General features: G+C 70.0%; 21 protein-coding genes. 12 read left to right on the top strand and 9 right to left on the bottom strand.

The window, feature by feature from the left end; genetic code table 11:
• Positions 1 to 95: 95 nt before the first annotated feature.
• The 5 genes from JAV51_RS04005 (at position 96) to JAV51_RS03985 (ending at position 6,292) form a co-directional block, all read left to right on the top strand.
• Positions 96 to 470: a DUF742 domain-containing protein gene (locus JAV51_RS04005; protein ID WP_197319235.1), complete on the top strand. Its 375-nt coding sequence runs from the start codon at positions 96 to 98 to the stop codon at positions 468 to 470.
• A complete protein-coding gene (locus tag JAV51_RS04000) occupies positions 451 to 1,065 on the top strand; it encodes an ATP/GTP-binding protein (protein ID WP_197319234.1) in 615 nt (204 codons plus the stop codon). Before JAV51_RS04005 ends, JAV51_RS04000 begins: the two co-directional genes overlap by 20 nt.
• 79 nt (positions 1,066 to 1,144) lie before the next feature.
• Entirely contained in the window at positions 1,145 to 4,381 is a 3,237-nt protein-coding gene (icmF, locus tag JAV51_RS03995) for a fused isobutyryl-CoA mutase/GTPase IcmF (RefSeq protein ID WP_197319233.1), read from the top strand.
• A gap of 40 nt (positions 4,382 to 4,421) precedes the next feature.
• On the top strand, positions 4,422 to 5,255 hold the full coding sequence (locus JAV51_RS03990) for an LLM class F420-dependent oxidoreductase (protein WP_197319232.1): 834 nt from the start codon (positions 4,422 to 4,424) through the stop codon (positions 5,253 to 5,255).
• A 47-nt stretch (positions 5,256 to 5,302) separates the two neighbouring features.
• Positions 5,303 to 6,292, top strand: coding sequence for a TIGR03557 family F420-dependent LLM class oxidoreductase (locus JAV51_RS03985; protein WP_197319231.1), 990 nt, complete (start codon positions 5,303 to 5,305; stop codon positions 6,290 to 6,292).
• Positions 6,293 to 6,325: 33 nt separating this feature from the next.
• Here JAV51_RS03985 and JAV51_RS03980 read toward each other — a convergent pair whose 3' ends face one another.
• Positions 6,326 to 7,564, bottom strand: a complete 1,239-nt coding sequence (locus JAV51_RS03980) for an alpha/beta hydrolase (protein WP_197319230.1) — start codon at positions 7,562 to 7,564, stop codon at positions 6,326 to 6,328.
• A 150-nt stretch (positions 7,565 to 7,714) separates the two neighbouring features.
• On the opposite strand from JAV51_RS03980, the gene JAV51_RS03975 reads away from it, so the two are divergent.
• The gene (locus JAV51_RS03975; RefSeq protein WP_197319229.1) at positions 7,715 to 8,305 is read left to right on the top strand and encodes a DUF5134 domain-containing protein; all 591 of its coding nucleotides are present in this window, start codon (positions 7,715 to 7,717) and stop codon (positions 8,303 to 8,305) included.
• A 25-nt stretch (positions 8,306 to 8,330) separates the two neighbouring features.
• On the top strand, positions 8,331 to 9,071 hold the full coding sequence (locus JAV51_RS03970) for an SDR family oxidoreductase (RefSeq protein ID WP_197319228.1): 741 nt from the start codon (positions 8,331 to 8,333) through the stop codon (positions 9,069 to 9,071).
• 3 nt (positions 9,072 to 9,074) lie between these two features.
• Here the strand turns inward: JAV51_RS03970 and JAV51_RS03965 are convergent, their stop codons facing one another.
• On the bottom strand, positions 9,075 to 10,637 hold the full coding sequence (locus JAV51_RS03965) for a putative glycoside hydrolase (protein WP_197319227.1): 1,563 nt from the start codon (positions 10,635 to 10,637) through the stop codon (positions 9,075 to 9,077).
• 142 nt (positions 10,638 to 10,779) lie between these two features.
• Between JAV51_RS03965 and JAV51_RS03960 the strand changes: the two genes are divergently transcribed.
• From JAV51_RS03960 to JAV51_RS03950, 3 genes are all read left to right on the top strand, one after another.
• Positions 10,780 to 11,787: a polysaccharide deacetylase family protein gene (locus JAV51_RS03960; protein WP_197319226.1), complete on the top strand. Its 1,008-nt coding sequence runs from the start codon at positions 10,780 to 10,782 to the stop codon at positions 11,785 to 11,787.
• Between the two features lie 109 nt (positions 11,788 to 11,896).
• Positions 11,897 to 12,547, top strand: a complete 651-nt coding sequence (locus tag JAV51_RS03955; protein ID WP_197319225.1) for an IPTL-CTERM sorting domain-containing protein — start codon at positions 11,897 to 11,899, stop codon at positions 12,545 to 12,547.
• Positions 12,548 to 12,668: 121 nt separating this feature from the next.
• Positions 12,669 to 13,115, top strand: a complete 447-nt coding sequence (locus JAV51_RS03950; protein WP_197319224.1) for a hypothetical protein — start codon at positions 12,669 to 12,671, stop codon at positions 13,113 to 13,115.
• Between the two features lie 54 nt (positions 13,116 to 13,169).
• Here JAV51_RS03950 and JAV51_RS03945 read toward each other — a convergent pair whose 3' ends face one another.
• The 4 genes from JAV51_RS03945 to JAV51_RS03930 all read right to left on the bottom strand — a co-directional run bounded on the left by JAV51_RS03945 (position 13,170) and on the right by JAV51_RS03930 (position 18,532).
• Positions 13,170 to 14,876: a fumarate hydratase gene (locus JAV51_RS03945; protein ID WP_197319223.1), complete on the bottom strand. Its 1,707-nt coding sequence runs from the start codon at positions 14,874 to 14,876 to the stop codon at positions 13,170 to 13,172.
• A 403-nt stretch (positions 14,877 to 15,279) separates the two neighbouring features.
• Positions 15,280 to 16,311 (bottom strand): sigma-70 family RNA polymerase sigma factor, encoded by a 1,032-nt coding sequence (locus JAV51_RS03940; protein ID WP_304611066.1) that lies wholly within the window; start codon positions 16,309 to 16,311, stop codon positions 15,280 to 15,282.
• Between the two features lie 293 nt (positions 16,312 to 16,604).
• Positions 16,605 to 17,030, bottom strand: coding sequence for a D-aminoacyl-tRNA deacylase (gene dtd, locus JAV51_RS03935; RefSeq protein WP_197319222.1), 426 nt, complete (start codon positions 17,028 to 17,030; stop codon positions 16,605 to 16,607).
• Positions 17,027 to 18,532 (bottom strand): methyltransferase, encoded by a 1,506-nt coding sequence (locus JAV51_RS03930; protein WP_197319221.1) that lies wholly within the window; start codon positions 18,530 to 18,532, stop codon positions 17,027 to 17,029. Before JAV51_RS03930 ends, dtd begins: the two co-directional genes overlap by 4 nt.
• A 221-nt stretch (positions 18,533 to 18,753) precedes the next feature.
• On the opposite strand from JAV51_RS03930, the gene JAV51_RS03925 reads away from it, so the two are divergent.
• On the top strand, positions 18,754 to 19,110 hold the full coding sequence (locus tag JAV51_RS03925; RefSeq protein WP_197319220.1) for a DUF3099 domain-containing protein: 357 nt from the start codon (positions 18,754 to 18,756) through the stop codon (positions 19,108 to 19,110).
• 49 nt (positions 19,111 to 19,159) lie between these two features.
• Here the strand turns inward: JAV51_RS03925 and JAV51_RS03920 are convergent, their stop codons facing one another.
• Positions 19,160 to 20,026, bottom strand: a complete 867-nt coding sequence (locus JAV51_RS03920) for a carbohydrate kinase family protein (protein WP_197319219.1) — start codon at positions 20,024 to 20,026, stop codon at positions 19,160 to 19,162.
• A complete protein-coding gene (locus JAV51_RS03915) occupies positions 20,023 to 20,991 on the bottom strand; it encodes a pseudouridine-5'-phosphate glycosidase (RefSeq protein ID WP_197319218.1) in 969 nt (322 codons plus the stop codon). The genes JAV51_RS03920 and JAV51_RS03915 overlap by 4 nt, the downstream gene beginning before the upstream one ends.
• An 8-nt stretch (positions 20,992 to 20,999) precedes the next feature.
• Between JAV51_RS03915 and JAV51_RS03910 the strand changes: the two genes are divergently transcribed.
• Positions 21,000 to 21,260, top strand: coding sequence for a DUF3039 domain-containing protein (locus tag JAV51_RS03910; RefSeq protein ID WP_197319217.1), 261 nt, complete (start codon positions 21,000 to 21,002; stop codon positions 21,258 to 21,260).
• A 28-nt stretch (positions 21,261 to 21,288) separates the two neighbouring features.
• On the opposite strand, the gene JAV51_RS03905 is transcribed toward JAV51_RS03910, so the two are convergent.
• Entirely contained in the window at positions 21,289 to 22,551 is a 1,263-nt protein-coding gene (locus tag JAV51_RS03905; protein WP_374058970.1) for a YihY/virulence factor BrkB family protein, read from the bottom strand.
• Positions 22,552 to 22,657 lie beyond the last annotated feature (106 nt).

The following is a 22,657-nucleotide window of genomic DNA, read 5'->3' as shown; positions in this document are numbered from 1 at the left end:
CGTCGGCGGGTCCGGAGCGGGTGGAGAGGGTTCCCGGGCAGCCCCGGTCGCAGTACGGAGACGGCGAGGACCGAACGAACACCAAGGAGCAACCTGTGGCAGTCGAAGCTATCCCGTTGCAACCGACGGAGGAGATCGGTGTCGTCCGTCCCTACGCCCTCACCGGCGGCCGGACCAGGGCGAACTACCACCTGGAGCTGGAGACGTTGATCTCCACGAAGGCCGGGGCACTGCTGGCGGTGCCCGACCAGATCGAGCTCCAGGTGATCATGGAAGAATGTCGTACCCCACAGTCGGTCGCGGAGATCGCGTCACGGCTCCGGGTCCCACTCGGTGTGGCTCGGGTGCTGATCAGCGATGCGGCCGATGCGGGGCTTGTCACCGTGCACAGGACCGTCAGCGGTGACGAAAGCGCCGAGGCGCACCTGACGTTGATGGAAAGGGTGTTGAGTGGACTCCGCCGGCTTTAAGGCACCGCGCGAAGCCGCGTCGAAGACGATGACGTCCGCCAAGATCGTCGTGGCGGGCGGGTTCGGCGCTGGCAAGACGACGTTCGTCGGCTCGGTGTCCGAGATCGTTCCGTTGACCACCGAGGCGATGATGACCGATGCGAGTACGGGCATCGACGATCTCGGGGCGACGCCGAACAAGGCGACCACGACGGTCGCCATGGACTTCGGCAGGGTGTCCCTGGACGAGGATCTGATCCTCTACCTGTTCGGAACGCCCGGTCAGCAGCGCTTCTGGTTCATGTGGGACGACCTGGTGCGGGGAGCCATCGGGGCGGTGGTCATCGCCGACACGCGGCGGCTCGCCGACTCCTTCGCGCCGGTGGACTTCTTCGAGGACCGAGGGCTGCCCTACATCGTCGGCGTGAACACGTTCGACGGCATCCTGCAGCACGACCTCAACGACGTTCGTGAGGCGTTGTCGATCGACCCGAGTATCCCCATCGTGCGGTGTGACGCCCGGGACCGGGAGTCGACGAAGCAGACGCTCATCACGCTGGTGGAGTACGCCATGCGCCAGTGGATCGCGTTGCGGGCGGCGAACTCGGCGTCCTGACGCCACTCGGGCCGCGTGAGGTCTGAGTCACAGCCTCGCTCGGTTCTCAGAAAGTCGGAAGTCCAAGTATTTTGGAGGCATGACCTCCGAACTTCATCGACCCGTGAACCCGGTTCGGTTCGTGACTGCCGCGAGCCTGTTCGACGGGCACGACGCGTCGATCAACATCATGCGGCGAATCCTGCAGTCGCAGGGGGCCGAGGTCGTGCACCTCGGGCACAACCGGTCGGTCGACGAGGTGGTGACCGCTGCCATCTCGGAGGACGTCCAGGGTGTCGCCATCAGCGCGTACCAGGGCGGGCACGTCGAGTACTTCACGTACCTCGTGGACCTGCTTCGGGAACGCGGGGCGGGCCACATCCGCGTGTACGGCGGCGGTGGCGGGGTCATCGTGCGCGATGAGATCGACCTGCTGCACTCGCGCGGGGTCGCGCGGATCTTCTCGCCGGACGACGGCCTGGAACTCGGCCTTCCCGGCATGATCAATCTGATGATCCGCGAGTGCGACGTCGACCTGTCCACGGAGCAAGCCGGATCGTTGGACGCACTGCTGTCCGGGGACATGCCCACGCTGGCCCGCGCCATCACCCGACTTCAGCACGGGACGCTGTCGCAGGACTGGCGTGACGCCATCGCCGAGGCGGCCTCGCGGCGCACCGTGCCGGTCCTGGGCATCACGGGCACGGGTGGCTCGGGCAAGTCCTCGCTGACCGACGAACTGATCCGGCGCTTCCGGGTCGACCAGGAGGACAAGCTCCGCATCGCGGTTCTGGCCGTCGACCCCACCCGTCGGCGGGGTGGCGGCGCGCTGCTCGGCGACCGCATCCGGATGAACAGCCTGACCGGGGACCGGGTCTACTTCCGGTCGCTCGCCACGCGTGGCGCCGGCTCGGAGATCCCGACCGGTCTCGACGACGCGGTGGCCGCGTGCAAGGCGGCGGGCTACGACCTGGTGATCGTCGAGACGCCGGGCATCGGCCAGGGCGACGCCGGCATCGTCGACCACGTCGACCACACGCTGTACGTGATGACGCCCGAGTTCGGCGCCGCGTCGCAGTTGGAGAAGATCGACATGCTCGACTTCGCCGACGTGGTGGCCATCAACAAGTTCGAGCGCCGCGGCGCGGAGGACGCACGTCGGGACGTGGCACGTCAGATGGTGCGCAACCGCGAGCAGTTCGGGACCTCGCCCGAGGACATGCCGGTGTTCGGCACCAGCGCGGCGAAGTTCAACGACGACGGCGTCACCGCGCTCTACCAGCACCTTCGTGACCTGCTCTCGGGAAGCGGGCTGTCGGTCTCGGCCGGGCTGCTGCCTCGGGTCGAGGGCAAGGTGTCCACCGACACCAGCGTCGTCATCCCCGGCAACCGCACCCGCTACCTCGCCGAGATCGCCGACACCGTGCGGTCGTACCACGAGCGCACCCGCAAGCAGGTCGAGGCCGTCCGCAAGCGGGCGCAGCTCCGCGCCGCTCGGGAGGCACTGGCGGCGGAGAACGCCCCCACCGACGACCTCGACCGGCTTTTGGTGAAAGCCGAGGCGGAGGTCGACGCCGAGACCACGGCGCTGCTGGAGAGCTGGGAGGACCTGGCCGAGCGCTACCGCGGTGAGGAACTCGTCTTCACCGTGCGGGACAAGGAGATCCGGACGTCGCTGTGGCGGGACACGCTCTCCGGCAGCCGTATCCCGAGGGTCGCGCTCCCGCGCTACTCCGACCCCGGTGAGCTGCTGTCGTTCCTGCGGCGCGAGCACCTTCCCGGCTACTTCCCCTTCACCGCGGGCGTGTTCCCCTTCAAGCGGGAGGGGGAGGACCCGGCCCGGATGTTCGCGGGCGAGGGTGACGCCTTCCGTACCAACCGGCGCTTCAAGTACCTGTCCGCCGACTCGGAAGCGAAGCGGCTGTCCACCGCGTTCGACTCCGTGACGCTCTACGGGTGGGACCCGGACACACGGCCGGACATCTACGGCAAGGTCGGCACGTCCGGCGTCTCCATCGCGACGCTGGAGGACATGAAGGCCCTCTACGACGGCTTCGACCTCACCGCGCCGACCACGTCGGTGTCGATGACCATCAACGGGCCCGCACCGACGATCCTGGCGTTCTTCCTCAACACGGCGATCGACCAACGGCTGGACGCCTTCCGCGCCGAGCACGGCCGCGAGCCCACCGAGGACGAGGCCGCCGAGATCCGGGCGTGGACGCTGCGGCAGGTGCGTGGCACGGTGCAGGCCGACATCCTCAAGGAGGACCAGGGCCAGAACACCTGCATCTTCTCCACCGAGTTCTCGCTGCGGATGATGTCGGACATCCAGGAGTGGTTCATCGCCAACGGGGTCCGCAACTTCTACTCCGTGTCGATCTCGGGCTACCACATCGCCGAGGCCGGGGCGAACCCGATCACGCAGCTCGCGTTCACCCTCGCCAACGGTTTCACCTACGTGGAGTCCTACCTCGCCCGGGGCATGGACATCGACGACTTCGCGCCCAACCTGTCGTTCTTCTTCTCCAACGGCATGGACGCGGAATACTCGGTGCTGGGCCGGGTCGCGCGCAGGATCTGGGCCGTCGCCATGCGCGAGCGGTACGGCGCCAACGAACGGTCGCAGAAGCTCAAGTACCACGTGCAGACCTCCGGTCGGTCGCTGCACGCCCAGGAGATGAGCTTCAACGACATCCGCACCACCCTGCAGGCGCTGTGTGCCCTGTACGACAACGCGAACTCGCTGCACACCAACGCCTACGACGAAGCCATCACCACGCCCACCGAGAGCTCGGTGCGACGGGCGCTGGCCATCCAGATGATCATCAACAAGGAGTGGGGACTGTCGAAGAACGAGAACCCGTTGCAGGGCTCGTTCATCATCGACGAACTCACCGACCTGGTCGAGGAGGCCGTGCTCACCGAGTTCGAGCGCATCACCGAACGCGGTGGTGTGCTCGGCGCCATGGAGACCGGCTACCAGCGCGGCAAGATCCAGGACGAGTCGATGCTCTACGAGCGACTCAAGCACGACGGGTCGCTGCCGATCGTCGGGGTCAACATGTTCCGCAACCCCCACCCCGAGGACGACGAGGTGGAGGTCGAGCTCGCCAGGGCAACGGAGGAGGAGAAGCAGTCGCAGCTCTCGCGGCTCGCCGACTTCCACGAACGGCACCGGGACGAGGCTCAGCGGGCGCTCGCCCGGCTGCGTGAGGCCGCGGCCAGTGGGGAGAACGTGTTCGCCGTGCTGATGGACGCCGCCCGCGTGTGCTCGCTCGGACAGATCACCCACGCCTTCTTCGAGGTGGGCGGGCAGTATCGCCGGAACGTGTGACGGCGGAACAAAACAGCGCCTAGCGTGGTTGGCCGGTTTCATGAAGTTCGGTATCGCGACGTTCGTGACGGACGAAGGCATCCGGCCGACCACGCTGGCCACCGCCTTGGAGGAGCGAGGTTTCGACTCCCTCTTCATGGCGGAGCACTCGCACATCCCGGTCAGCCGGGAGTCCCCTTATCCGGGAGGGGGTGAGCTACCCCGCCCGTACTACCGCTCGCTCGACCCTTTCGTCGCGTTGAGCGCCGCCGCGGCGGTCACCGACTCGCTGCTGCTGGGCACCGGGGTCGCCCTGGTCATGCAGCGCGACGTCATCCACACGGCGAAGGAGACCGCGAGTCTCGACCTGATCTCCGGGGGACGGTTCGTCCTCGGGGTCGGTGTGGGTTGGAACCGCGAGGAGATGCGCAACCACGGCACCGACCCGCGTACACGGGGAGCGTTGCTGAACGAGCAGCTCCAGGCGCTGAAGGCCATCTGGACCTCCGACGAGGCCGAGTTCCACGGTGAGCACGTCGACTTCGATCCGATCTACCAATGGCCGAAGCCGGTGCAGTCGCCGCATCCGCCGATCTACATCGGCGGTGAGAGCGCAGCGGCGATCGAGCGGCTCGCCGCACACGGGGACGGCTGGCTCCCGCGCGGAAACACCGAGCCCGAGGAGATCCGCTCGGTGTTGCAGTCCCTGGCCGAGCGCGGACGCCACGACGTCCCTGTGACGATCTTCGGTGCCGAGCGGGACGAGTCGCGCATCGCGGGCTGGGCCGAGGTGGGCGTGGAGCGGGTGACGTTCTTCGTGCCCACTCTGCCCGAGGCGGAGACGCTGTCGGTACTCGACGAGCTGGCTCCGTTGCTCGAGCGTCATGCGGGGTAGGTTCAGCGTGGGGCCAGAAACGGAACGGGAACACGAGGGGGCACCACGTGAGTGACGTGCAGATCGGGATCGCGGCGGCGTTGGAGCAGTTCTCGCCGCGGGAGTCCATCGAACTCGCCGCACTGGCCGAGCAGCACGGGTTCTCGGGTCAGATGGCGGCCGACCACTTCCAGCCGTGGGTTCCCGCGCAGGGGCAGGCCTCGTTCGTCTGGAGCGTGCTCGCGTCCATCGCCGAGAACACCACCGGTGATCTCGGCCCCGGAGTCACGTGCCCGTCGTTCCGGCAGCACCCGGCCCTGGTGGCACAGGCCGCGGCCACATTGGAGGCCACCTACCCGGGACGGACCTGGCTCGGCATCGGGTCCGGGGAAGCGCTGAACGAACACGTCGTCGGCGGCTACTGGCCGGAGGCGCCGGAGCGTGTCCGACGCATGTTCGAAGCGCTCGACATCATCCGGAAGTTGTTCAGCGGCAAGGACGTCAAGCACAAGGGCGAGTTCTTCAAGCTCCACACCACTCGACTGTGGACGCTGCCGGACACGCCGCCGCCGATCTACATCGCCTCGGCGGGGCCGTACACCACGCGCAAGACCGGGGAACTGGCCGACGGGCTGATCACACCAGGTGCGTCGTTGGAGAAGCTGTCGGGCATTCTCGACAACTTCGCGCAGGGCGCACGCAAGGCGGGCAAGGATCCCGACAGCATGCCGAAGCTGCTCCAGGTCCATCTGTCGTGGGCGGCCACGGACGAGGAGGCGTGGCGCAACGCGATGGAGCAGTGGCCCAACGGGGGCATGAAGTTCCCCAAGGCCGACATCCGCTCGCCGTTCGACTTCGAGCAGATGGCCAAGCTCGTGCGCCGCGAGGACTTCGAGGGACGCATGGTGGTGTCGTCCGATCCGGACGTCCACCGGGCGGCGCTCCAGCGGTTCGTCGACCTCGGTTTCACCCGCATCTACGTGCACAACGTGGGACGCAACCAGAAGGAGTGGCTGGAGGTCTTCGGGCGCGAGGTGCTGCCGAAGCTCAAGGCCTGACCACGCCGACACCGCCACCGCGGCCCACGTGGGTCACCCGGTGGCGGTGTCGCGATGTGCGTGCACCCAGTCGAGGAACCGCTGCACGCCACGCACCACGTGGGCGCTGCGGATCGAAGGGAAGATGTCGAACGCGTGCTGGGCTCCGGGAATCTCCGCGTAGGCCACCAGCCGCGGTGACGCCGCGCGCAGGCGGCGCACGAACTCCCGGGCCTCGCCCACCGGCACCAGCGTGTCCTGCTCGCCGTGCACGACGAAGAACGGCGGCACGTCCGCGTGGATGCGGTCGAGCGGCGAGGCGGCGACGTAGTCGTCGAGCGACAACCGCGGGTCGGTGCCGACGACGTAACGGGAGAGCAGGTAGCGCAGCCTGGTTCGGCTCGCGGGTGCGCCGCTCGTCGCGGCGAAGTCGTAGACCCCGTAGTGCGGCACGCACACCTGCACGCGCGTGTCGACGTCCTCGAACCCCGGTTGGAACACGGGGTCGTTGGCGGTCAACGCCAGCAGGGCGGCGAGATGTCCCCCGGCCGAGCCTCCGGTCGCCGCGACGAACGAGGGGTCACCGCCGTAGTCGGCGATCCGCTCGCGGACCCAGGCGAGCGCGCGCTTGGTGGCGACGATGTGCTCCGGCCACCGCGCGGTCGGGGAGAGCGGATAGTTGATCGCCACGCAGATCCAGCCCCGGGCGGCCATGTGCAGCATGAGCGGCACGCCCTGTTGTCCCTTGTGTCCCGTCACCCACGCGCCGCCGTGCACCTGGAACAGCACCGGGCGACGGGCGACCGGGCGTCGGGGCCGGTAGACGTCGAGCAGGAACCGTTTGCCGCCCTGGAAGTAGGGGATGTTGCGGTCGACGTGCACGTCCGGGTGCCGCATGCGGAACGGCAGCGCGAGTTGTCCCCATGGGGTGGCGAGGTCGGAGGGTGAGGGCGTCGGGTTCAGCTCGGCGGTGTAGCCCGGTCCGAGTGCCTCGACGAGTGCCTGTTCGACCGCGCCCTTGGCCCGCTGTGCCGAGGCGATGAGCGCCCCCAACCCCGCCGTGGACAGCCCCGCCGCGACCAGTCCGGCGCGGTCGGCGTCGCGTACGCCCCGACGAGCCAGATGCGCGGCGGTGTCGGTGACGGTGAGCGCGAGCAGGTGTGGCGCCAGTTCCGACGTGAGCCACCCGCTCACGAACGCCGGGAAACCCCAGTGGGTCCCACGGGGAGGGCGCAGGGCGTTGGCGGTGAGGGCGAGTTGCGCGGCCCGCCGAGCACGGAACGACAGACGCATGGTGCCGAGACTACGAGTGGGGTCACTCGCACGCTCCGCCGGTGTGCACTGTGCGTGGACGTCACCCGCTGATCTTTCACCGTTCCGCCCGCTGGTGGAGCCCGTCGGCGCGATGCCACGGTGAGCGACGAGTCGATCTCGGAGGTCCCGATGAGCGTTGCGGTCGTCGTGGCGTGGGGCGCCACCGTCGTGTTCGCGGCTCTCCTACGGCCGTGTCTGACCCGGCTGACCACCCTCGACTACGCGACACTCGGCGCCGCGACCAGGCAGGCGGACGTCGCCGGCCTGCTCATGACCGTGGCCATGCTCGCGATGGTCTCGCCCCTCGGGTTCCCGGTCCCCGTGGCCGGGTGGCAGGCGGTGTTCGTGGTCACGGCGGCGTTCTTCCTCGCCGCCGCCGTCCGTGGAGGCGACGCACGCTGTCGCCGCTGCGATCTTCACCACGGACTCGGGGCGCTCGCGATGCTGTACATGCTCGCGGCGATGCCCCACGGTGACGCGGGACACGGGGTGTGGCCGACCATGGTGGACGGTGCCGCCACCGGCGGGTACGCGTTGCCGCTGGTGGCGGCGGGATGTGTGGTCTACTTCGCGCTGGACGGGGCACTGACGGTGCGACGGCTCGTACGGGCCCGCCGCGCGGCGACCGTCGCGCCGGCGGGTGCGGCGTCGCGGTCGACGTGCCGGGCGGTCATGAGCGCCGGTATGGCGGCCATGTTCGCCGTGGGCCTCGCCGCATGAGTGTGGTGTCCGGAGGGAGACAGGCATGGAACGAGTCGCGATCGTGACCGGAGCGGGCTCGGGCATCGGCAGGGCAGCGGCGCGAGCGCTGTTGGGCGACGGCTACCGCGTCGCGCTCGCGGGGCGGCGCGAGGAGGCGTTGCGGGAGACCGCCTCCGGCCACGGCGAGGCCGCCCTCGTCGTTCCCACCGACGTCACCGACCCCGAGGCGGTGAGCGCGCTGTTCACGACCGTCGTCTCGACGTGGGGTCGTCTCGACGTGCTGTTCAACAACGCCGGGACGTTCGGCCCCACCGGCGCGATCGACGCCGTGTCCGTGGAAGACTGGCGCCGCACGGTGGACGTGAACCTCACGGGCATGTTCCTGTGCGCGCGGGAAGCCGTGCGGGTCATGAAGAGGCAGGAGCCGCGAGGCGGCCGGATCATCAACAACGGCTCGATCGCCGCGACGACCCCGAGGCCGGAGAGCGTCGCCTACGCCGCCACCAAACACGCCGTCACCGGGCTGACGAAGTCGATTCTGCTCGACTGCCGGGAGTTCGACATCGCGTGCGGACAGCTCGACGTCGGCAACGCCGTCACCGAGATGACCGCCGGGTTCGCCACCGGGGCGAAGCAGGCCGACGGGAGCGTGCGCCCCGAGCCGGGGATCGACGTGGACCACGTGGCGGAGGCCGTGCGCTACATGGCCGGATTGCCGCTTGAGGCCAACGTGTTCTCCCTGACCGTCACCGCCACCAAGATGCCCTTCGTCGGCCGTGGTTGACGCTCAGGTCGGGGGGAGGGCTCTCGGGTCGTAGCGGCAGCCCGCGTTCCACAGCAGGAACGAGTCGATGCCGAGATCCGCGGCGGCCTCGATCTGCGCTCGCACCTCGCCCGGCCCGTACTCGACGCCGAGACTGAACGCCTGTAGCCACGGGATGACCGTGGCGTGCCCGTTCTGCTGCGTGAGCTCCTGGAAGTCGGCCAGCGAGCGGACCGTGATGTCGTAGGGCTGGCTCTCGGGATCGGCGACGCCGTACTCGCCGGGACCCCAATGCGACGGGTACACCATCGGGGCCACGTAGTCGACGTGCTCCGACATGGCCGGGATGTCCTGCGCGATCTGCTCGGGGCGGGTGGCGGCGATGCCGAACACCGAGGCGCCCTGGAAGGCGCCGTGGTGATGCACTGCCGTGCGGGACTCGGCCAGGAAGCTCGCGATGGACTCCTCCGGGGTGGTCGTCAGTCCGGGGAAGACCATGCCGGCCACGTCGCCGTCGGGTCTGCGGACGTAGTCGTAGAGGATGTCGTCGAAGCCCAGTTCGGCGGCCTCCTCGGCGATCGCGATGTTGTAGGCCCGGACCTCCGGGTCGGCGAAGTTGGTGAAGGAGTAGTCGCCGTAGCCGCCGGAGTAGGGACGGCCGTCGGCGGTCTGGACGACGCGGTGGTGATCACCCGACTCCCACGAGGCACGCCCGAGGACGGGGTCGCGGAACGCCACCAGCCTGCCCACGACGTGCACGCCCTCTTCGTGGAGGAGGTCGAGTGCGGCGCGCGCGTCGTACAACTCGGTGGTCGCGCCGATCTCCTGCGCGAGAGGGATTTGGGAGTCGTAGCCGATCAGACCGCTCTCGTCCTTGATGTCGAGCTGCACGGTGTCGATGCGTCCTTCGCGGACGAGGTCGAGCACGGGTTCCCGTAGGACGGGGCTTGCCCAGGCGCTGGCGGTGAGGTGGACCGCCTTCATGCCGGGATGCCGCAACGTGACGGCGACGTCCTCGGACACGGCGTTGCCTGCCTCGTCGTGCGCGACCACGGTGACCGTGCCCGCTCCCGCACGCACCGGGAGCGTGAACGAGCCGTCCCCGGCGGGCCGGGTCTGCTCGCCACCGCCGGAGACACGCACCGCTCCGAGCGCGCGGCCGCGGATCTCTCCCGTCTCGCCCCGGCGCAATGGCTCGACCGGCAGGATCTCCAACGACGGTGGGGTGGCGTCCACGCGGAACGTGAACTCGATCGGTTCCGGCTGTCCGAATGTGCCGGCCGGTGGCGTCACGACCAGCAGGTGCACGCCCTCGGGGAGCGGAGTGACCGCCGGGCGTAGCGCGTCCCCGTCGCGGTGCAACCGCAACGGCTCGCCGTCGAGTGTCGCGGTGAGCCCGTCGAGCCCGTGGGGGGAGGACAGCCGCACGTGCTCCAGCACGCTCGGGGGCACGGCGTGTCCGGGCAGCCCCTCGACGACGACGTCGGGTTCGCCGGGCAGGCTCAGCGGGATCACCACGGCGGCGCCGAGCGCGATCGCGGCCACCACTCCTATCGTCCACTGCGGACGCCAACGGAACGTGCGCATCCCGGTCCTTCCCCTCGCCGTGAACCTCGGTCAGCGCCCGGGCTACCCACTGTGTGGGTGTCGCTGACGGCTTCGTGGCCAGGATCGACCGGTCGAGTGAGTGAGGACGCGACCGGGTGGGGCCTGACCTACCGTGCCGGACATGGACCTTCGACCCATGCTGATCCTCGCCGCGGTGCTGGTCACGGCGGGATGCACCACGCGGTCCGTGGCACCCGAGGCCAGTCCACACGAGACCGACTCGCCGTCCGAGATCGTGCGGACGAGCCCGCCGCCACCCGATCCGGAGGAGGTCGGCGCCAATGAACTGGGTGTCGTGCCGGTCCTCATGTATCACCGCATCGTGCCCGAGCCGGAGTCGGTGTACGACCGGACTCCCGAGGACTTCCGGGCCGAATTGCAGCGGCTCGCCGACGAGAACTACGTCCCCGTCACGACCGCCGAGCTGGCCACCGGCAGACTCGACCTGCCCGCCGGGACCCACCCCGTGGTCCTGACCTTCGACGACGGCGACCCGAGCACCATCCGGGTCGAGGGCGACGAGGTGGCGCCGAACACGGCGATCGGGGTGCTGCTCGACGTCGCGCGGGAGAACCCCGGCTTCCGTCCCACCGCGAGCGTCTACGTCAACGAGGAGCCCTTCGGAGGCGGCGAGGCCGGTCGGCGGGCCCTGCGGTGGCTCGTCGACAACGGCTTCGAGGTCGGCAACCACACCTTCGGCCACACCGATCTGGGATCGTCCACACCGGACGAAGCGGAGGAAGCCATCGCCCGCGGTGACGCGATGATCCGCGATGCGGTCCCCGGCTACGAGCCCGCGTCGCTGGCACTGCCGTTCGGCATCCGACCGACACCCGGCAGCCTGGCGTTGCGCGGTGAGGGCTACGACTACCGCGCGGTGTTGCTGGTGGGAGCCAATCCCGCGCCGTCGCCGTTCGCGGCCGAGTTCGACCCGACGGCCGTGCCGCGCATCCGGTCGCAGGGGCCCGACGGCCCGGAAGCGGAGTTCGGATCGACCGCGTGGCTCGACCGGCTGGCTGCCGAGGACGGGCTGCTCTACACCTCCGACGGCGATCCCACGCGTATCTCGTACCCGCGAGGTGACGACACTCTCCACCCCGACTTCGCCGACGCCGCCGCGCCGTACTGACCCGCGAGGGCACCGGGTGCGGTGACGGAACCGCCTCGGACGGGTGAAGTGGGACTGAAGTCGACGCGGGGTGGGTAGGCGGTGGCGTGACTCTACGTGGAGGTGAAACATGCGTACGGTGACCGGTGGCCGAGTGGTGGTGGCCGTGTGCCTCGCGGTGATGCTCGTCGGCGCGCCGGTCGCGGCCGCGGCACAGTCCGACGTCGTCCCGAGCGCACATCCGCACTCGACCGAGAGCACACACCCCTGGGGGCTGGTCGGCCTCGTCGGGCTGCTCGGCCTCGCCGGGCTGGCACGGCGACGACGCAAGCCCGTCGTGGCCGACCCGTTGGCCGCGTACCCGGTGATGCGGGAGACACCGCGGCGGGAGTCCCGCCCCTCACCGCCGCGTGGCGCCGCTCCGGTCCGCGTAGCGGGAACGCCCCCTCGCGTGGGGCCGACCCGTATCGGGCCGGGCGAGCCGACCGCGTCCCGGAGAGCCGCGGCCGGCACCGTCGGGAGGTCGACACCACGCCAGAACCGCGGTGGACACGAGCAGGTACCTGAAATCCCCCGCCCCAGGACCGCCGAGTCCACCGCGTACCTCCCGGCGGTGCCACCTCCGCCGACCAGCGTGACTCCCGACGGGAGCATCCGGCTCGCCCCTCCGCCACCACTGCACGCCGAACGCCTCAGCCGACCGAACCTGGACGGTCCCGCGATCTCCGACGCGACCGACTCGTCGGCCGAGCCGCAGTGGCCCCGACACGACTACGACTGAGGCGGCGTCGAGTCCGCGCACCTCACACTGCCGACGAGTGGCCGCGAAAAAAGAGCGAAGAAACCGTGCAACCCGATCCGGGTGCCGTTCCGTCCAGACGGGCATGAGGTGGATTCGAGCAATGGTCGCCGCGGCAGCCCTGCTGACGGTGACGGCATGTGGAGAGCAGGCGGACAACGTCAACAGCGGAGCGGGCGGTGGTGTCGACTCGCCACCCGCGTCGCAGGAACTGTCCCGCGCCCCGGAAGAGGTCCCGCAGGACGGACCGGTCCCGGCGGGACAGATCGACGCGAAGGCACTTCCCGAGGGCTATCCCCTCGACGTGAGCGTGTCCGACGAGGGGCACACGCTCACCGTGGTGGCTCAGGAAGGCGGCTGCACGAAGGTCAGTGCCGAGGCGACCGAACAGACCGAGAAGACGGTCACGGTCACGCTGGTCGAGTCGAAGCCGGCCGACAAGAACGTGATGTGCACGATGGACATGCGCTACCCGCCGCTCACTGTGGAGCTCGACGAACCGCTGGGCGAGCGTGAAATCGTGCTCGCCTACGAGCAGGCCACGCACTGACGACCGCCGCGCGGGCTGACGCCGGGTCGTCCCCGAGCGTCAGCCCGCGGCCGGTCAGGAGCGGAACGAGATCTGGAGCACGGGCTCCGAGGTGTCGGCGAAGAAGTCGTTGCCCTTGTCGTCGATGACGATGAAGGCGGGGAAGTCCTCGACCTCGATGCGCCACACGGCTTCCATACCCAGCTCCGGGTACTCCAGGACCTCGACCTTCTTGATGCAGTCCTGGGCGAGCCGCGCCGCCGGACCACCGATCGAGCCGAGGTAGAAGCCGCCGTGCTTCCGGCAGGACTCGGTGACCTGCTTCGAGCGGTTGCCCTTGGCGAGCATCACGAGAGACCCGCCCGCGGCCTGGAACTGCGCGACGTAGGAGTCCATCCGGCCCGCCGTGGTGGGGCCGAAGGAACCCGAGGCGTACCCGTCCGGAGTCTTGGCGGGACCGGCGTAGTACACCGGGTGGTCGCGCAGGTACTGCGGCATCTCCTCGCCCGCCTCCAGCCGCTCCGCGATCTTCGCGTGGGCGATGTCGCGGGCCACCACGAGCGGACCCGTGAGGCTCAGCCGGGTCTTCACCGACAGGCTGGAGAGCTGCTCCCGGATCTCCGACATCGGCCGGTTCAGGTCCACCTTCACGACCTCGTCCGACAACTCGTCGTCGGTGACGTCGGGGAGGAACCGGGCCGGGTCGCGTTCGAGCTGCTCGATGAACACGCCTTCCGGCGTGATCTTCGCCTTGGCCTGGCGGTCGGCCGAGCACGACACCGCGATCCCCACGGGGCACGAGGCGCCGTGACGGGGCAGGCGGATGACCCGCACGTCGTGGCAGAAGTACTTGCCGCCGAACTGGGCTCCGATGCCGAACTGCCGCGTCATTTCGAGCACCTGCTGCTCCAGCTCGACGTCGCGGAAGCCGTGGCCCAGCTCGGAGCCCTCACGCGGCAGCTCGTCGAGGTAGCGCGCGGACGCGAGCTTGGCGACCTTGAGGTTGTACTCCGCCGACATGCCGCCCACCACGATCGCGAGGTGGTAGGGCGGGCAGGCCGCGGTGCCGAGGCTGCGCAGCTTCTCGTCCAGGAACCGAGCGAGCCGCTTCGGGTTCAGCACGGCCTTGGTCTCCTGGTACAGGAACGTCTTGTTCGCGCTCCCGCCGCCCTTGGCCATGAACAGGAACTCGTACGACGGGTCGGCCTGCGGGTCGCCGTCCTTGTGGAAGAGGTCGATCTGCGCGGGCAGGTTCGTGCCGGTGTTGCGTTCGTCCCAGAAGGTCAGCGGCGCCATCTGGGAGTACCGGAGGTTCAGCTCCTGGTACGCCTCGAAGATCCCCTTCGACAGCGCCCGTTCGTCGTCCCCGCCGGTGAGCACGCCCTCGGTGCGCTTGCCCATGACGATCGCCGTTCCCGTGTCCTGGCACATCGGCAGCACCCCGCCCGCCGAGATGGCGGCGTTGCGCAGCAGGTCCATCGCGACGAACCGGTCGTTCCCGCTGGCCTCCGGGTCGTCCACGATCGCGCGAAGCTGGGCGAGGTGGGACGACCGCAGCAGGTGCTGGATGTCGGTGATCGCCGTGCGCGCGAGCAGTGTCAGCGTCTCGGGCGCGATCTCGAGGAACCGTCGCCCCGCCGCTTCCACGACCCGCACGCCCTCGGTGGTCACGAGCCGGTACTCGGTGTCGGTGTCCTTGCCGAGGGGGAGAACGTCGGTGTGGTTGAACTCGCGTGTGGTGCGGGCCGGGGACGACCCCGGCCCGGGAGTGGTCACAGTCACAGTCCGGGCTCCGTTGCGCGTGGTCAGGGGTCTAGACCGTATCGCGCGAGTGAGGCCGGGAGTGGGCACCCACGCCGCTGCGCGATGCAGATCACCGTCCGCCCGGCCGGTGCGGGAGCGGTGGGGGAGACGGAACGTCGGAGACGGCGTCGGGAAGGCGGTGCGCGGGTCGGAAGGCCGGGCCCACCCCGACGGACCCGACCTTCCGGGGCAGGCGACCAGGCGAGCCCGGTCGCGAGGACCATCACCCGCGAGGACGTGGCGTCGTCCGCCCTCGTGCCGACGACAAACGGCCGAGACCGCGCCGTCGGCAGCGCGTCCTCGACCGTCTCGCGAACCCGGACGCCGGTCAACGCGCCGTCCGGGTGATGTTCGGTTGTGTCGTCGTGACTCGGTGTGTCGGTCAGCTCGCGTAGGCGCGCAAGCGGTCGGCCCGCTCACCGTGCCGGAGCTTGGACATGACCTCGCGCTCGATCTGCCGCACCCGCTCGCGCGAGAGGCTGAAGTGCTTGCCGATCTGGTCCAACGTGCGGGGCTGGCCGTCGTCGAGGCCGTACCGCAGCCGGATCACCTGCTGCTCCCGGTCGTCCAGCGTCGCGAGCACGCGCCGCAGGTCGTCGGACAGCAGCGTGGAGATGACCGTGCTCTCCGCATCGGTGGCCTCGGAGTCCTCGATGAAGTCGCCGAGCGGGGCGTCCTCCTCGGTGCCGACCGGCATGTCGAGGCTCACCGGGTCGCGCGCGTGGTCGAGCAGGCTCGCCACCTTGTTCTCCGCGATGCCGGACTCGGCGGCAAGTTCCTCGTTGGTGGCCTCACGGCCGAGGCGCTGATGCAGGTCGCGCTTGATACGCGCGAGCTTGTTGACCTGCTCGACGAGGTGCACGGGGAGCCGGATGGTGCGGCCCTGGTCGGCCATCCCGCGCGTGATGGCCTGTCGGATCCACCACGTGGCGTAGGTGGAGAACTTGAAGCCCTTGGCGTAGTCGAACTTCTCGACCGCACGGATGAGACCGAGATTGCCCTCCTGGATCAGGTCGAGCAACGGCATGCCGCGGCCGGTGTAGCGCTTGGCCAGCGACACCACCAGGCGCAGGTTCGCCTGCAGGAGGTGGGTCTTGGCCTGCTCACCGTCGCGCACGACCTCCGCCAGCTCCGCGCGGCGTTCCGCGGACAGCTCGTCCGCGGTGTCCAGCATGTGCTGGGCGAACACCCCTGCCTCGATCCGCTTGGCCAGGTCGACCTCCTGCGCGGCGGTCAACAGGGCCGTCTTGCCGATCCCGTTGAGATACACGCGCACCAGGTCGGCAGCAGGGCCCTGGGCGTCGAGGTCGGGCTGCTCGTCCATCGGCACAGGCACGACGCTGTCGGCGGCGGGCGAAGGAATGGTGCGTTCGCGGATACCGCGAGCCTCTCGTTCGAGTGTCTGGACGGACATCTTGCCTCCCCGGTCAACGGGCTGACGTGTCGTGAGTGGCGTCATGCCTGCTTCTCACGCGAGACGAGCCTGTGGAACTCACCCGCGGGCCCGGCTTCCCCGGCCGGACATCTCAGTCAACGTCGCGCTCCGCGGAATCGTTCCCGACTCGGGCGGCGTGTTGAGTGCCTCACGCCGGGTGCCTGTCGGGTGGACGTCGGCCCCCGCAGGACCGCACGGAGGGGCGGAGTTTTCGTCCGTGAGACGCCGACTTCGAAGCAGGCCACTCACGGCCACTGTGGACCGAGGCGGTGTCAGACCTCCACGAGAACGGTGAAGGGGCCGTCGTTCACGCTGTGCACCGACATCATCGCGCCGAAGCGACCGGTCTCCACGCGAGCGCCGCGTTCCCGCAGCCGCTGCACCACGGCGCCGACCAGTGGCTCGGCGTGTTCGGGACGGGCGGCAGCGGTCCAGGATGGACGCCTGCCCTTGCGCGTCTCGCCGTAGAGCGTGAACTGACTGACCACGAGCAGTGGTGCCCCGGCCGTCGCGCACGACTCCTCGTCACGCAGGATGCGCAGCTCGTGAAGCTTGCGCGCCATCGTGTCCACCTGGGCTTCCGAGTCGTCCACGTGGATGCCCAACAGCACGAGCAGCCCCGGCTCGTCGATCGCGCCGACCACCTCGCCGTCGACCGTCACCGACGCCTCGGTGACGCGGGCGACGACCGCCCTCATCGGGCCACCTCCAGCATGCCGTGGCGGACCAGGTCCGCGACCAGGGGACGAGCTGCCTCGCGAAGCATCTCGGGGTCCTCACCGTGCGCGGCGGCCAGCAGCTCCAGCAGGTCGTTCATCGGCAGCGCACCCCGACAGCCCGCGAGCAGCGCGGCCGTCAGTTCGTCCAGTTCGTGCTGCCAGCCGGGGCCGTCGGAGCGGTGCAACCGCCGCACGACCGTCGACCACCCCTCGTCACCGGGTGAGTCGATGCGTTCGAGGGCGACCGTGTCGGGCACCCGGTAGGCGACGTCGAGCAGGTCGTGCGCGTGGTCCCGCAGCCACTCGACGCGGTCGAGCCACGCCGCAGCCTCCTCGCCGAGCGGGTCGTCGAAGGCGTGGCGCAGGTCCTCACACACCACCGTGGGGGCCGCGGCGTCCGTCCGACGCAGCGTCACGAAACCGAAGCCGACGCCCTCCACGTCGTTCTCGGCGAACCAGTCCAGCCACGCTCCGGCCTTCGCCCGGCCCTCCGGCGAGCGCGGGTCGAGGCCGGCGTCGCGCAGCCACGTCCCCACGTACAGCGTCGGGTCGGCGACGTCCCGTTGCACGAACCAGGCGTCGGTGTTCCCGGGCAGCCACCGGTGGACGCGGTCGGCCCAGTCCTCTCCCCGGACGTGCAGCCAGGACGCCAGCAGGTGTGCGGAACCGCCGTCGGTGAGGAACGCGGGGAGCTGCCGCACGAGCAGCGCGCTGGCGTCGTCCCCGGCGAGGCCGGAGTCGCGGTAGACGTAGTCGACGCGCGGAGGGCCGACGACGAAGGGCGGATTGCAGACGATCCGGTCGAAGCGACGCCGGGCGACGGGCGCGAACCACTCGCCCCGGAGCAACTCGACGTCCAACTCGTTGAGTGCGAACGTGGCGGCGGCGAGCCGCAGCGCGCGGACGGAGGTGTCGGTGGCCGTGACGTGCTTCGCGTAACGACTCGCGTGCAGTGCCTGCACACCGTTGCCGGTGCCGAGGTCCAGCAGCGTGTCCGCAGGCCGCCTGCTGGTGGCGCGGACGAGGCTCAACGACGCGTGTCCGACGCCGAGCACGTGCTCGGGCGAGGCCGGAACCCCTGCCTGTTCGGGATCGAGGTCGGAGACGACCCACCAACTGCCGTGCTCGTCACCGTGCGGACGGATGTCGAAGCCCGCCCGCAGCGCGTCGTCGCCGGAATCCCCACTGCCGCGCACGATGCCCGTGGCGACCGCGTCGTCGAGCGACAGCGGCCCCAACGCCGACCGCACTTCGTCGGCGGGCACCGACTCACCCAGCAGGAACAGGCGCACGAACACGCCGAGCGCCCCGGCGTCGCGGCTGGCGCGGGAGGCCGGTTCCGGCTCGCCGCGTCCCAGCGCGGCGTGGGCCTGTGGTCCCAGCAGCTCGACCACACCGTCGGCTTCGTAGCGGGCACTGCGGAAGGCGTCGCGCAGGCGCGCGCAGGTCTCGGAGGAGAACTCGGGCAGAGCAGCGTTCACGATGTGTCATCGTCCCACGCGACCTGTATGAGCCGAGGCCGGGCGGTCCTCCGATGCACCAGCAAGCCCCGGCCGGGCGGCAGGCGTCGTGGGCGGACGCTGCCGCAAGAGGAGACGTCCTCCGGTTGTCGGTTCGTCGAGGCGTGCGTTCTGCTCCTCGATCTCGGCCTTCGTGGACAGTGTGCCGACCGGGGTGTCGTCGTCGGGCGGCTGGTGGGAGCATGGGCAACGGAGGTGAGGCGGTGAACGAGCACGACAAGCACGCCGACCCGGTTCTGATCACCGAGGCCGCGCCCTCCTTCGACGACGAGATGGCTCAGCGCAAACGCAAGTACGTCATCATGATGGGTCTGCGCGTGCCGTGCCTCGTCCTCGCCGGAGTCTTCTACCACACCTGGTGGCTCGCCCTGGCCCTGATTCTGTTGTCGGTCCCCTTGCCGTGGATCGCGGTGTTGATCGCCAACGACCGGCCACCACGCAAGTCCGAACGGGTCAGCAAGTACCGGCGCGACGCGCGAGCGATCGAGAACCGCGCGCACCGCGTGATCGACTCGTCGGAGAACCCGCCGGACCGGTGACGGGCGATCCCGCCGACGCTCGCAGCGGAGGTCGGCGGGATCACGTCGCCTACGGCTGAGCGCCCACCCGGCTCACCGCGCGGGCGCCGAGCGACGCGCCCGCCGCGAGGATCACGTCCGGGGCGTCGCCACGCAGCCATGCCGCGAGCACACCCGCGTCGAACGCGTCGCCCGCCCCGGTGCTGTCCACACACGGCACGTCCTCGGCGGGGGCCGTCACGACACCCTCGCCGTCGACCCACGCCGCGCCGTCCAGCCCGAACGTGACGGCGACGGCGCCGACCGTGCCGAGCAGGTTCCGGGCGGCCTCGGCGTCCTGGGAACCGGTGAGCGCACGCAGCTCGTCGGCGTTCGGCAACAGCAGGTCCACGCCCCGGACGTCGTCGAGGAAGGCGTCCGGATCGGTGAGCAGCGCGGCGGCCTGCGGGTCCACCGAGGTGGTGAGCCCGAGCTCCCGGGCCAGGGCCAGGGCCGCGAGCCCACCGGGCCGCGACGACGGGTCCAACAACACGTATCCGGAGAGGTGCAGGTGCTGGGCACCGGCCAGGGCCGCCTCCGTGACGTCCTCCGGTCGGAACCGCTTGTTGGCGCCCCGGTCGGGCAACATCGTGCGCTGCCCTGCGGAGTCGACCAACACGACGACGCAACAGGTCGCGGTCTCGGCGTCGACGGCGAACTCGCAGCGGACGTCGGCGGCCTGCAGCTCGTTGCGCACCAACCGGCCACCCGCGTCGTCGCCGACCCGGGCCACGAGCGTGGTGTCGACGTCGAGTTCGCGCAACCACAGGGCCGTGTTGGCTCCGGCACCCCCGCCGGTGACGCTGACCGCGGCGCGGGTGTCACCGCCGTACACGATCGGCTCCGGGTGGCGCGCCACGATGTCGAGCCCGACGTCTCCCACCACCACGATCTTCATCGGGCCAGCTCCACGGCGACGTCCGAGGCGAGTCGGGCGTTGGCCACCACGAGCGCCTCGTTGGCGTCGAGGCTCGCGCCCTCGCTGGCGGTGTGGAAGTGCTCCAGCAGGACGGGCGTGACGTCGGAGCCGCTGATTCCGCGCTCGCGCACCAGGTCGAGGCCCTCGGTGAGCAGGCGGTCGTGCAGGTCGCGGTCGAGTTCGTGCTCCGCGGGAACCGGGTTCGCGAGCAGGACTCCCGAGTCGGAGAACTTCCGGTGGGCCGTGAACACGGCGGCCGCCTGGGCCGGGTTGTCGACCCGGCGCGGCACGGCGTGGCCGGACGAACGCAGGTAGAACGCCGGGAAGTCGTCGGTCCGGTAACCGAGGACGGGCACGGAGTGGGTCTCCAGCACTTCGAGGGTGGCGGCGATGTCGAGGATCGACTTCATCCCCGAGCACACCACGAGGACCCCGGTGCGCGCGAGCGTTCCGAGGTCGGCGGAGACGTCCCAGGTGAGGCTCTCGCCCGGCAGCGGGTGGTGCACCCCGCCGAGCCCGCCGGTGGCGAACACCGAGATCCCGGCGGCCTCGGCGAGCGCGGCAGTGCCGGCCACGGTGGTGGCGCCGGAGGTTCCCAGCGCCACGGCGGCCCCCAGGTCCCGCAGCGACAGCTTGTCGAGGTTCGCGTCGGGCGCGCAGACGCGGTCGAGTTCGGCGTCGGTGAGCCCCACCCGCGCGACGCCGTCGAGCACGGCGATCGTGGCGGGCACGGCACCGGCCTCGCGCACGGTGTTCTCCAGACGCCGGGCGACGTCGAGGTTGCGGCCCGGGGGCAGGCCGTGGGACAGCAGGGTGCTCTCGAGTGCGACGACGGGGGTGCGGGTGGCCACGGCGTCGGCGACCTCGGGAGACAGCGACAGGGGTGAGTCGAGCGTGTTGGTCACGGGTGAGCATCCTTGCCCATCCCGTTCCCGGCGACGCATGGGGCATCATGGGGAACGTGAGTACGATGACGCTGCCTGATGTCGAGACCCGGCCGGAGAGCACCGACACCACGGACGACGACTCTCCGAAGATGTTCCACTACGTGCGCAAGAACAAGATCGCCGAGAGCGCGGTCATGGGCACGCACGTGGTGGCGTTGTGCGGAGAGGTCTTCCCGGTGACGAAGTCGCCGAAGCCGGGGTCGCCCGTCTGCCCCGAGTGCAAGCGCATCTTCGAGCAGCTTCCTCCCGGCGGCGGCGACGAGTGACGACTCGCTGAGGTTCGGCCGAGTCCCCTCAGCCGGGTTCGCCCCGCTGCGGATGCTCGGTCGTGCCGTGGTCCGCGGCGGTGGCCGGTGGCTCCGGGGCGCCGTCGTGCCCGGACGCCTTGTCGTGGGAACTTTTCGTTCCCGTGTCCGGTGCCTCGTCGGCCTGCGCGACCGGGCCGGTCTCCTCACTGTCGGCGTTCTCGGAGTCCTCGGCGTCGCCGCGCCACGGTCGGAGCAGTGGCTGCGTGGTGCGGTGCCAGAGGTTGCGTCGCTCGGCCTCCTCCTCGGCTCGCATCCGCTCCTTCAGTCGTTCCATCTCCAGCCTGCGCCACTTGCGGCGTTGCCTGCGGGTCATCTTCGCGGGCCAGAGTTCCTGGATGGCGCTGTTGAAGTACGCGCCCCCGACGATGGCCAGGCCGATGAAGAACGTGAACAGCAGGAACGCGATGGGCGTGGCGAGCGCGCCGTAGGTGTAGCCGGTGGTGGTGATCCAACTGATGTACACCCGCAGCCCGACACTGGAGAGCAGGAAGATCCCCATCGCGAGCATCGCGCCGGGCAGGCCGCGGTGCCACGGCAGCTTGCGTGGCAGCGCCAGCTTGTACAGCGTGGCGAGGGCGAGGACGAGCAGCACCCCGACGGTGGGGTAGTAGAGCACGCTCAGCCACGACGCGATGGTCGGTTGCCAGTCGTCGGGGAAGAACTCCGGGAGCAGGTCGGGGCCGATCGCGATGATCGGCAGGCCGATGACCAGCAGCACGAGACTCGCCATGTAGAGCAGCAGGGCGAAGATGCGCTGCCACACCTCGTTGCGCACGCCGTACTGGTCGTGGGCCACGGTGATGGCGTCCACGAACGACGACATGGCCGACGATCCCGCCCACAGCGAGATGAGGAACCCCACGGACACGATCTCGCCCTTGCCCGTGGTGAGGATGTCGTCGACCGTCGGTTCGATGATCTGCTTGACGACGCTCTCGCTGAAGACGGTCTCCGAGAAGGCGATGATCTTGTCGTGCACCTGGCTGACGATGTGGTCGCCGAACCAGTCGCCGATGAAGCCGAGGCTGCCCAGCAGCCCGAGCAGCAGCGGGGGCAGGGACAGCGTCTGCCAGAACGCGGCTTCGGCCGACTCCGAGAAGATGTTGCCGTCCCACGCCTTGCTCAGCGTGCGTCCCAGCAGACGCACAGGCCCCTTGCGCCGAACCCCTCGGGCGGGCCGACGTTGCTGTCCACCGCGTGCGGGGCCGTCCGCTGGGCCGCCTGTGGTGCCGTCGTCTCGGGTCTGCATCGCGGTTCCAAGCATGGTCCATCTGTCTCGCCCCGGCTCGGTCACCCCTGCGGCGTGTCCTTTCCGAGATCGCCGCCGCGGCTGCGGGTAGGCTTTCGCGGAGCAC

This window comes from Saccharomonospora sp. NB11 (assembly GCF_015910535.1).
Classification (GTDB): Bacteria; Actinomycetota; Actinomycetes; order Mycobacteriales; family Pseudonocardiaceae; genus Saccharomonospora.
This window is presented reverse-complemented; position numbering and strand designations above follow the sequence as displayed.

Bases quoted from the DNA above. Each gene is read 5' to 3' on its own strand.
- icmF (WP_197319233.1), top strand. From the start codon at position 1,145: ATGACCTCCGAACTTCATCGACCCGTGAACCCGGTTCGGTTCGTGACT.
- JAV51_RS03990 (WP_197319232.1), top strand. From the start codon at position 4,422: ATGAAGTTCGGTATCGCGACGTTCGTGACGGACGAAGGCATCCGGCCG.
- JAV51_RS03980 (WP_197319230.1), bottom strand. From the start codon at position 7,564: ATGCGTCTGTCGTTCCGTGCTCGGCGGGCCGCGCAACTCGCCCTCACC.
- JAV51_RS03975 (WP_197319229.1), top strand. From the start codon at position 7,715: ATGAGCGTTGCGGTCGTCGTGGCGTGGGGCGCCACCGTCGTGTTCGCG.
- JAV51_RS03970 (WP_197319228.1), top strand. From the start codon at position 8,331: ATGGAACGAGTCGCGATCGTGACCGGAGCGGGCTCGGGCATCGGCAGG.
- JAV51_RS03965 (WP_197319227.1), bottom strand. From the start codon at position 10,637: ATGCGCACGTTCCGTTGGCGTCCGCAGTGGACGATAGGAGTGGTGGCC.
- JAV51_RS03960 (WP_197319226.1), top strand. From the start codon at position 10,780: ATGGACCTTCGACCCATGCTGATCCTCGCCGCGGTGCTGGTCACGGCG.
- JAV51_RS03955 (WP_197319225.1), top strand. From the start codon at position 11,897: ATGCGTACGGTGACCGGTGGCCGAGTGGTGGTGGCCGTGTGCCTCGCG.
- JAV51_RS03950 (WP_197319224.1), top strand. From the start codon at position 12,669: ATGGTCGCCGCGGCAGCCCTGCTGACGGTGACGGCATGTGGAGAGCAG.
- JAV51_RS03940 (WP_304611066.1), bottom strand. From the start codon at position 16,311: ATGTCCGTCCAGACACTCGAACGAGAGGCTCGCGGTATCCGCGAACGC.
- dtd (WP_197319222.1), bottom strand. From the start codon at position 17,030: ATGAGGGCGGTCGTCGCCCGCGTCACCGAGGCGTCGGTGACGGTCGAC.
- JAV51_RS03925 (WP_197319220.1), top strand. From the start codon at position 18,754: ATGGGCAACGGAGGTGAGGCGGTGAACGAGCACGACAAGCACGCCGAC.
- JAV51_RS03920 (WP_197319219.1), bottom strand. From the start codon at position 20,026: ATGAAGATCGTGGTGGTGGGAGACGTCGGGCTCGACATCGTGGCGCGC.
- JAV51_RS03915 (WP_197319218.1), bottom strand. From the start codon at position 20,991: ATGCGTCGCCGGGAACGGGATGGGCAAGGATGCTCACCCGTGACCAAC.
- JAV51_RS03910 (WP_197319217.1), top strand. From the start codon at position 21,000: ATGGGGAACGTGAGTACGATGACGCTGCCTGATGTCGAGACCCGGCCG.
- JAV51_RS03905 (WP_374058970.1), bottom strand. From the start codon at position 22,551: ATGCAGACCCGAGACGACGGCACCACAGGCGGCCCAGCGGACGGCCCC.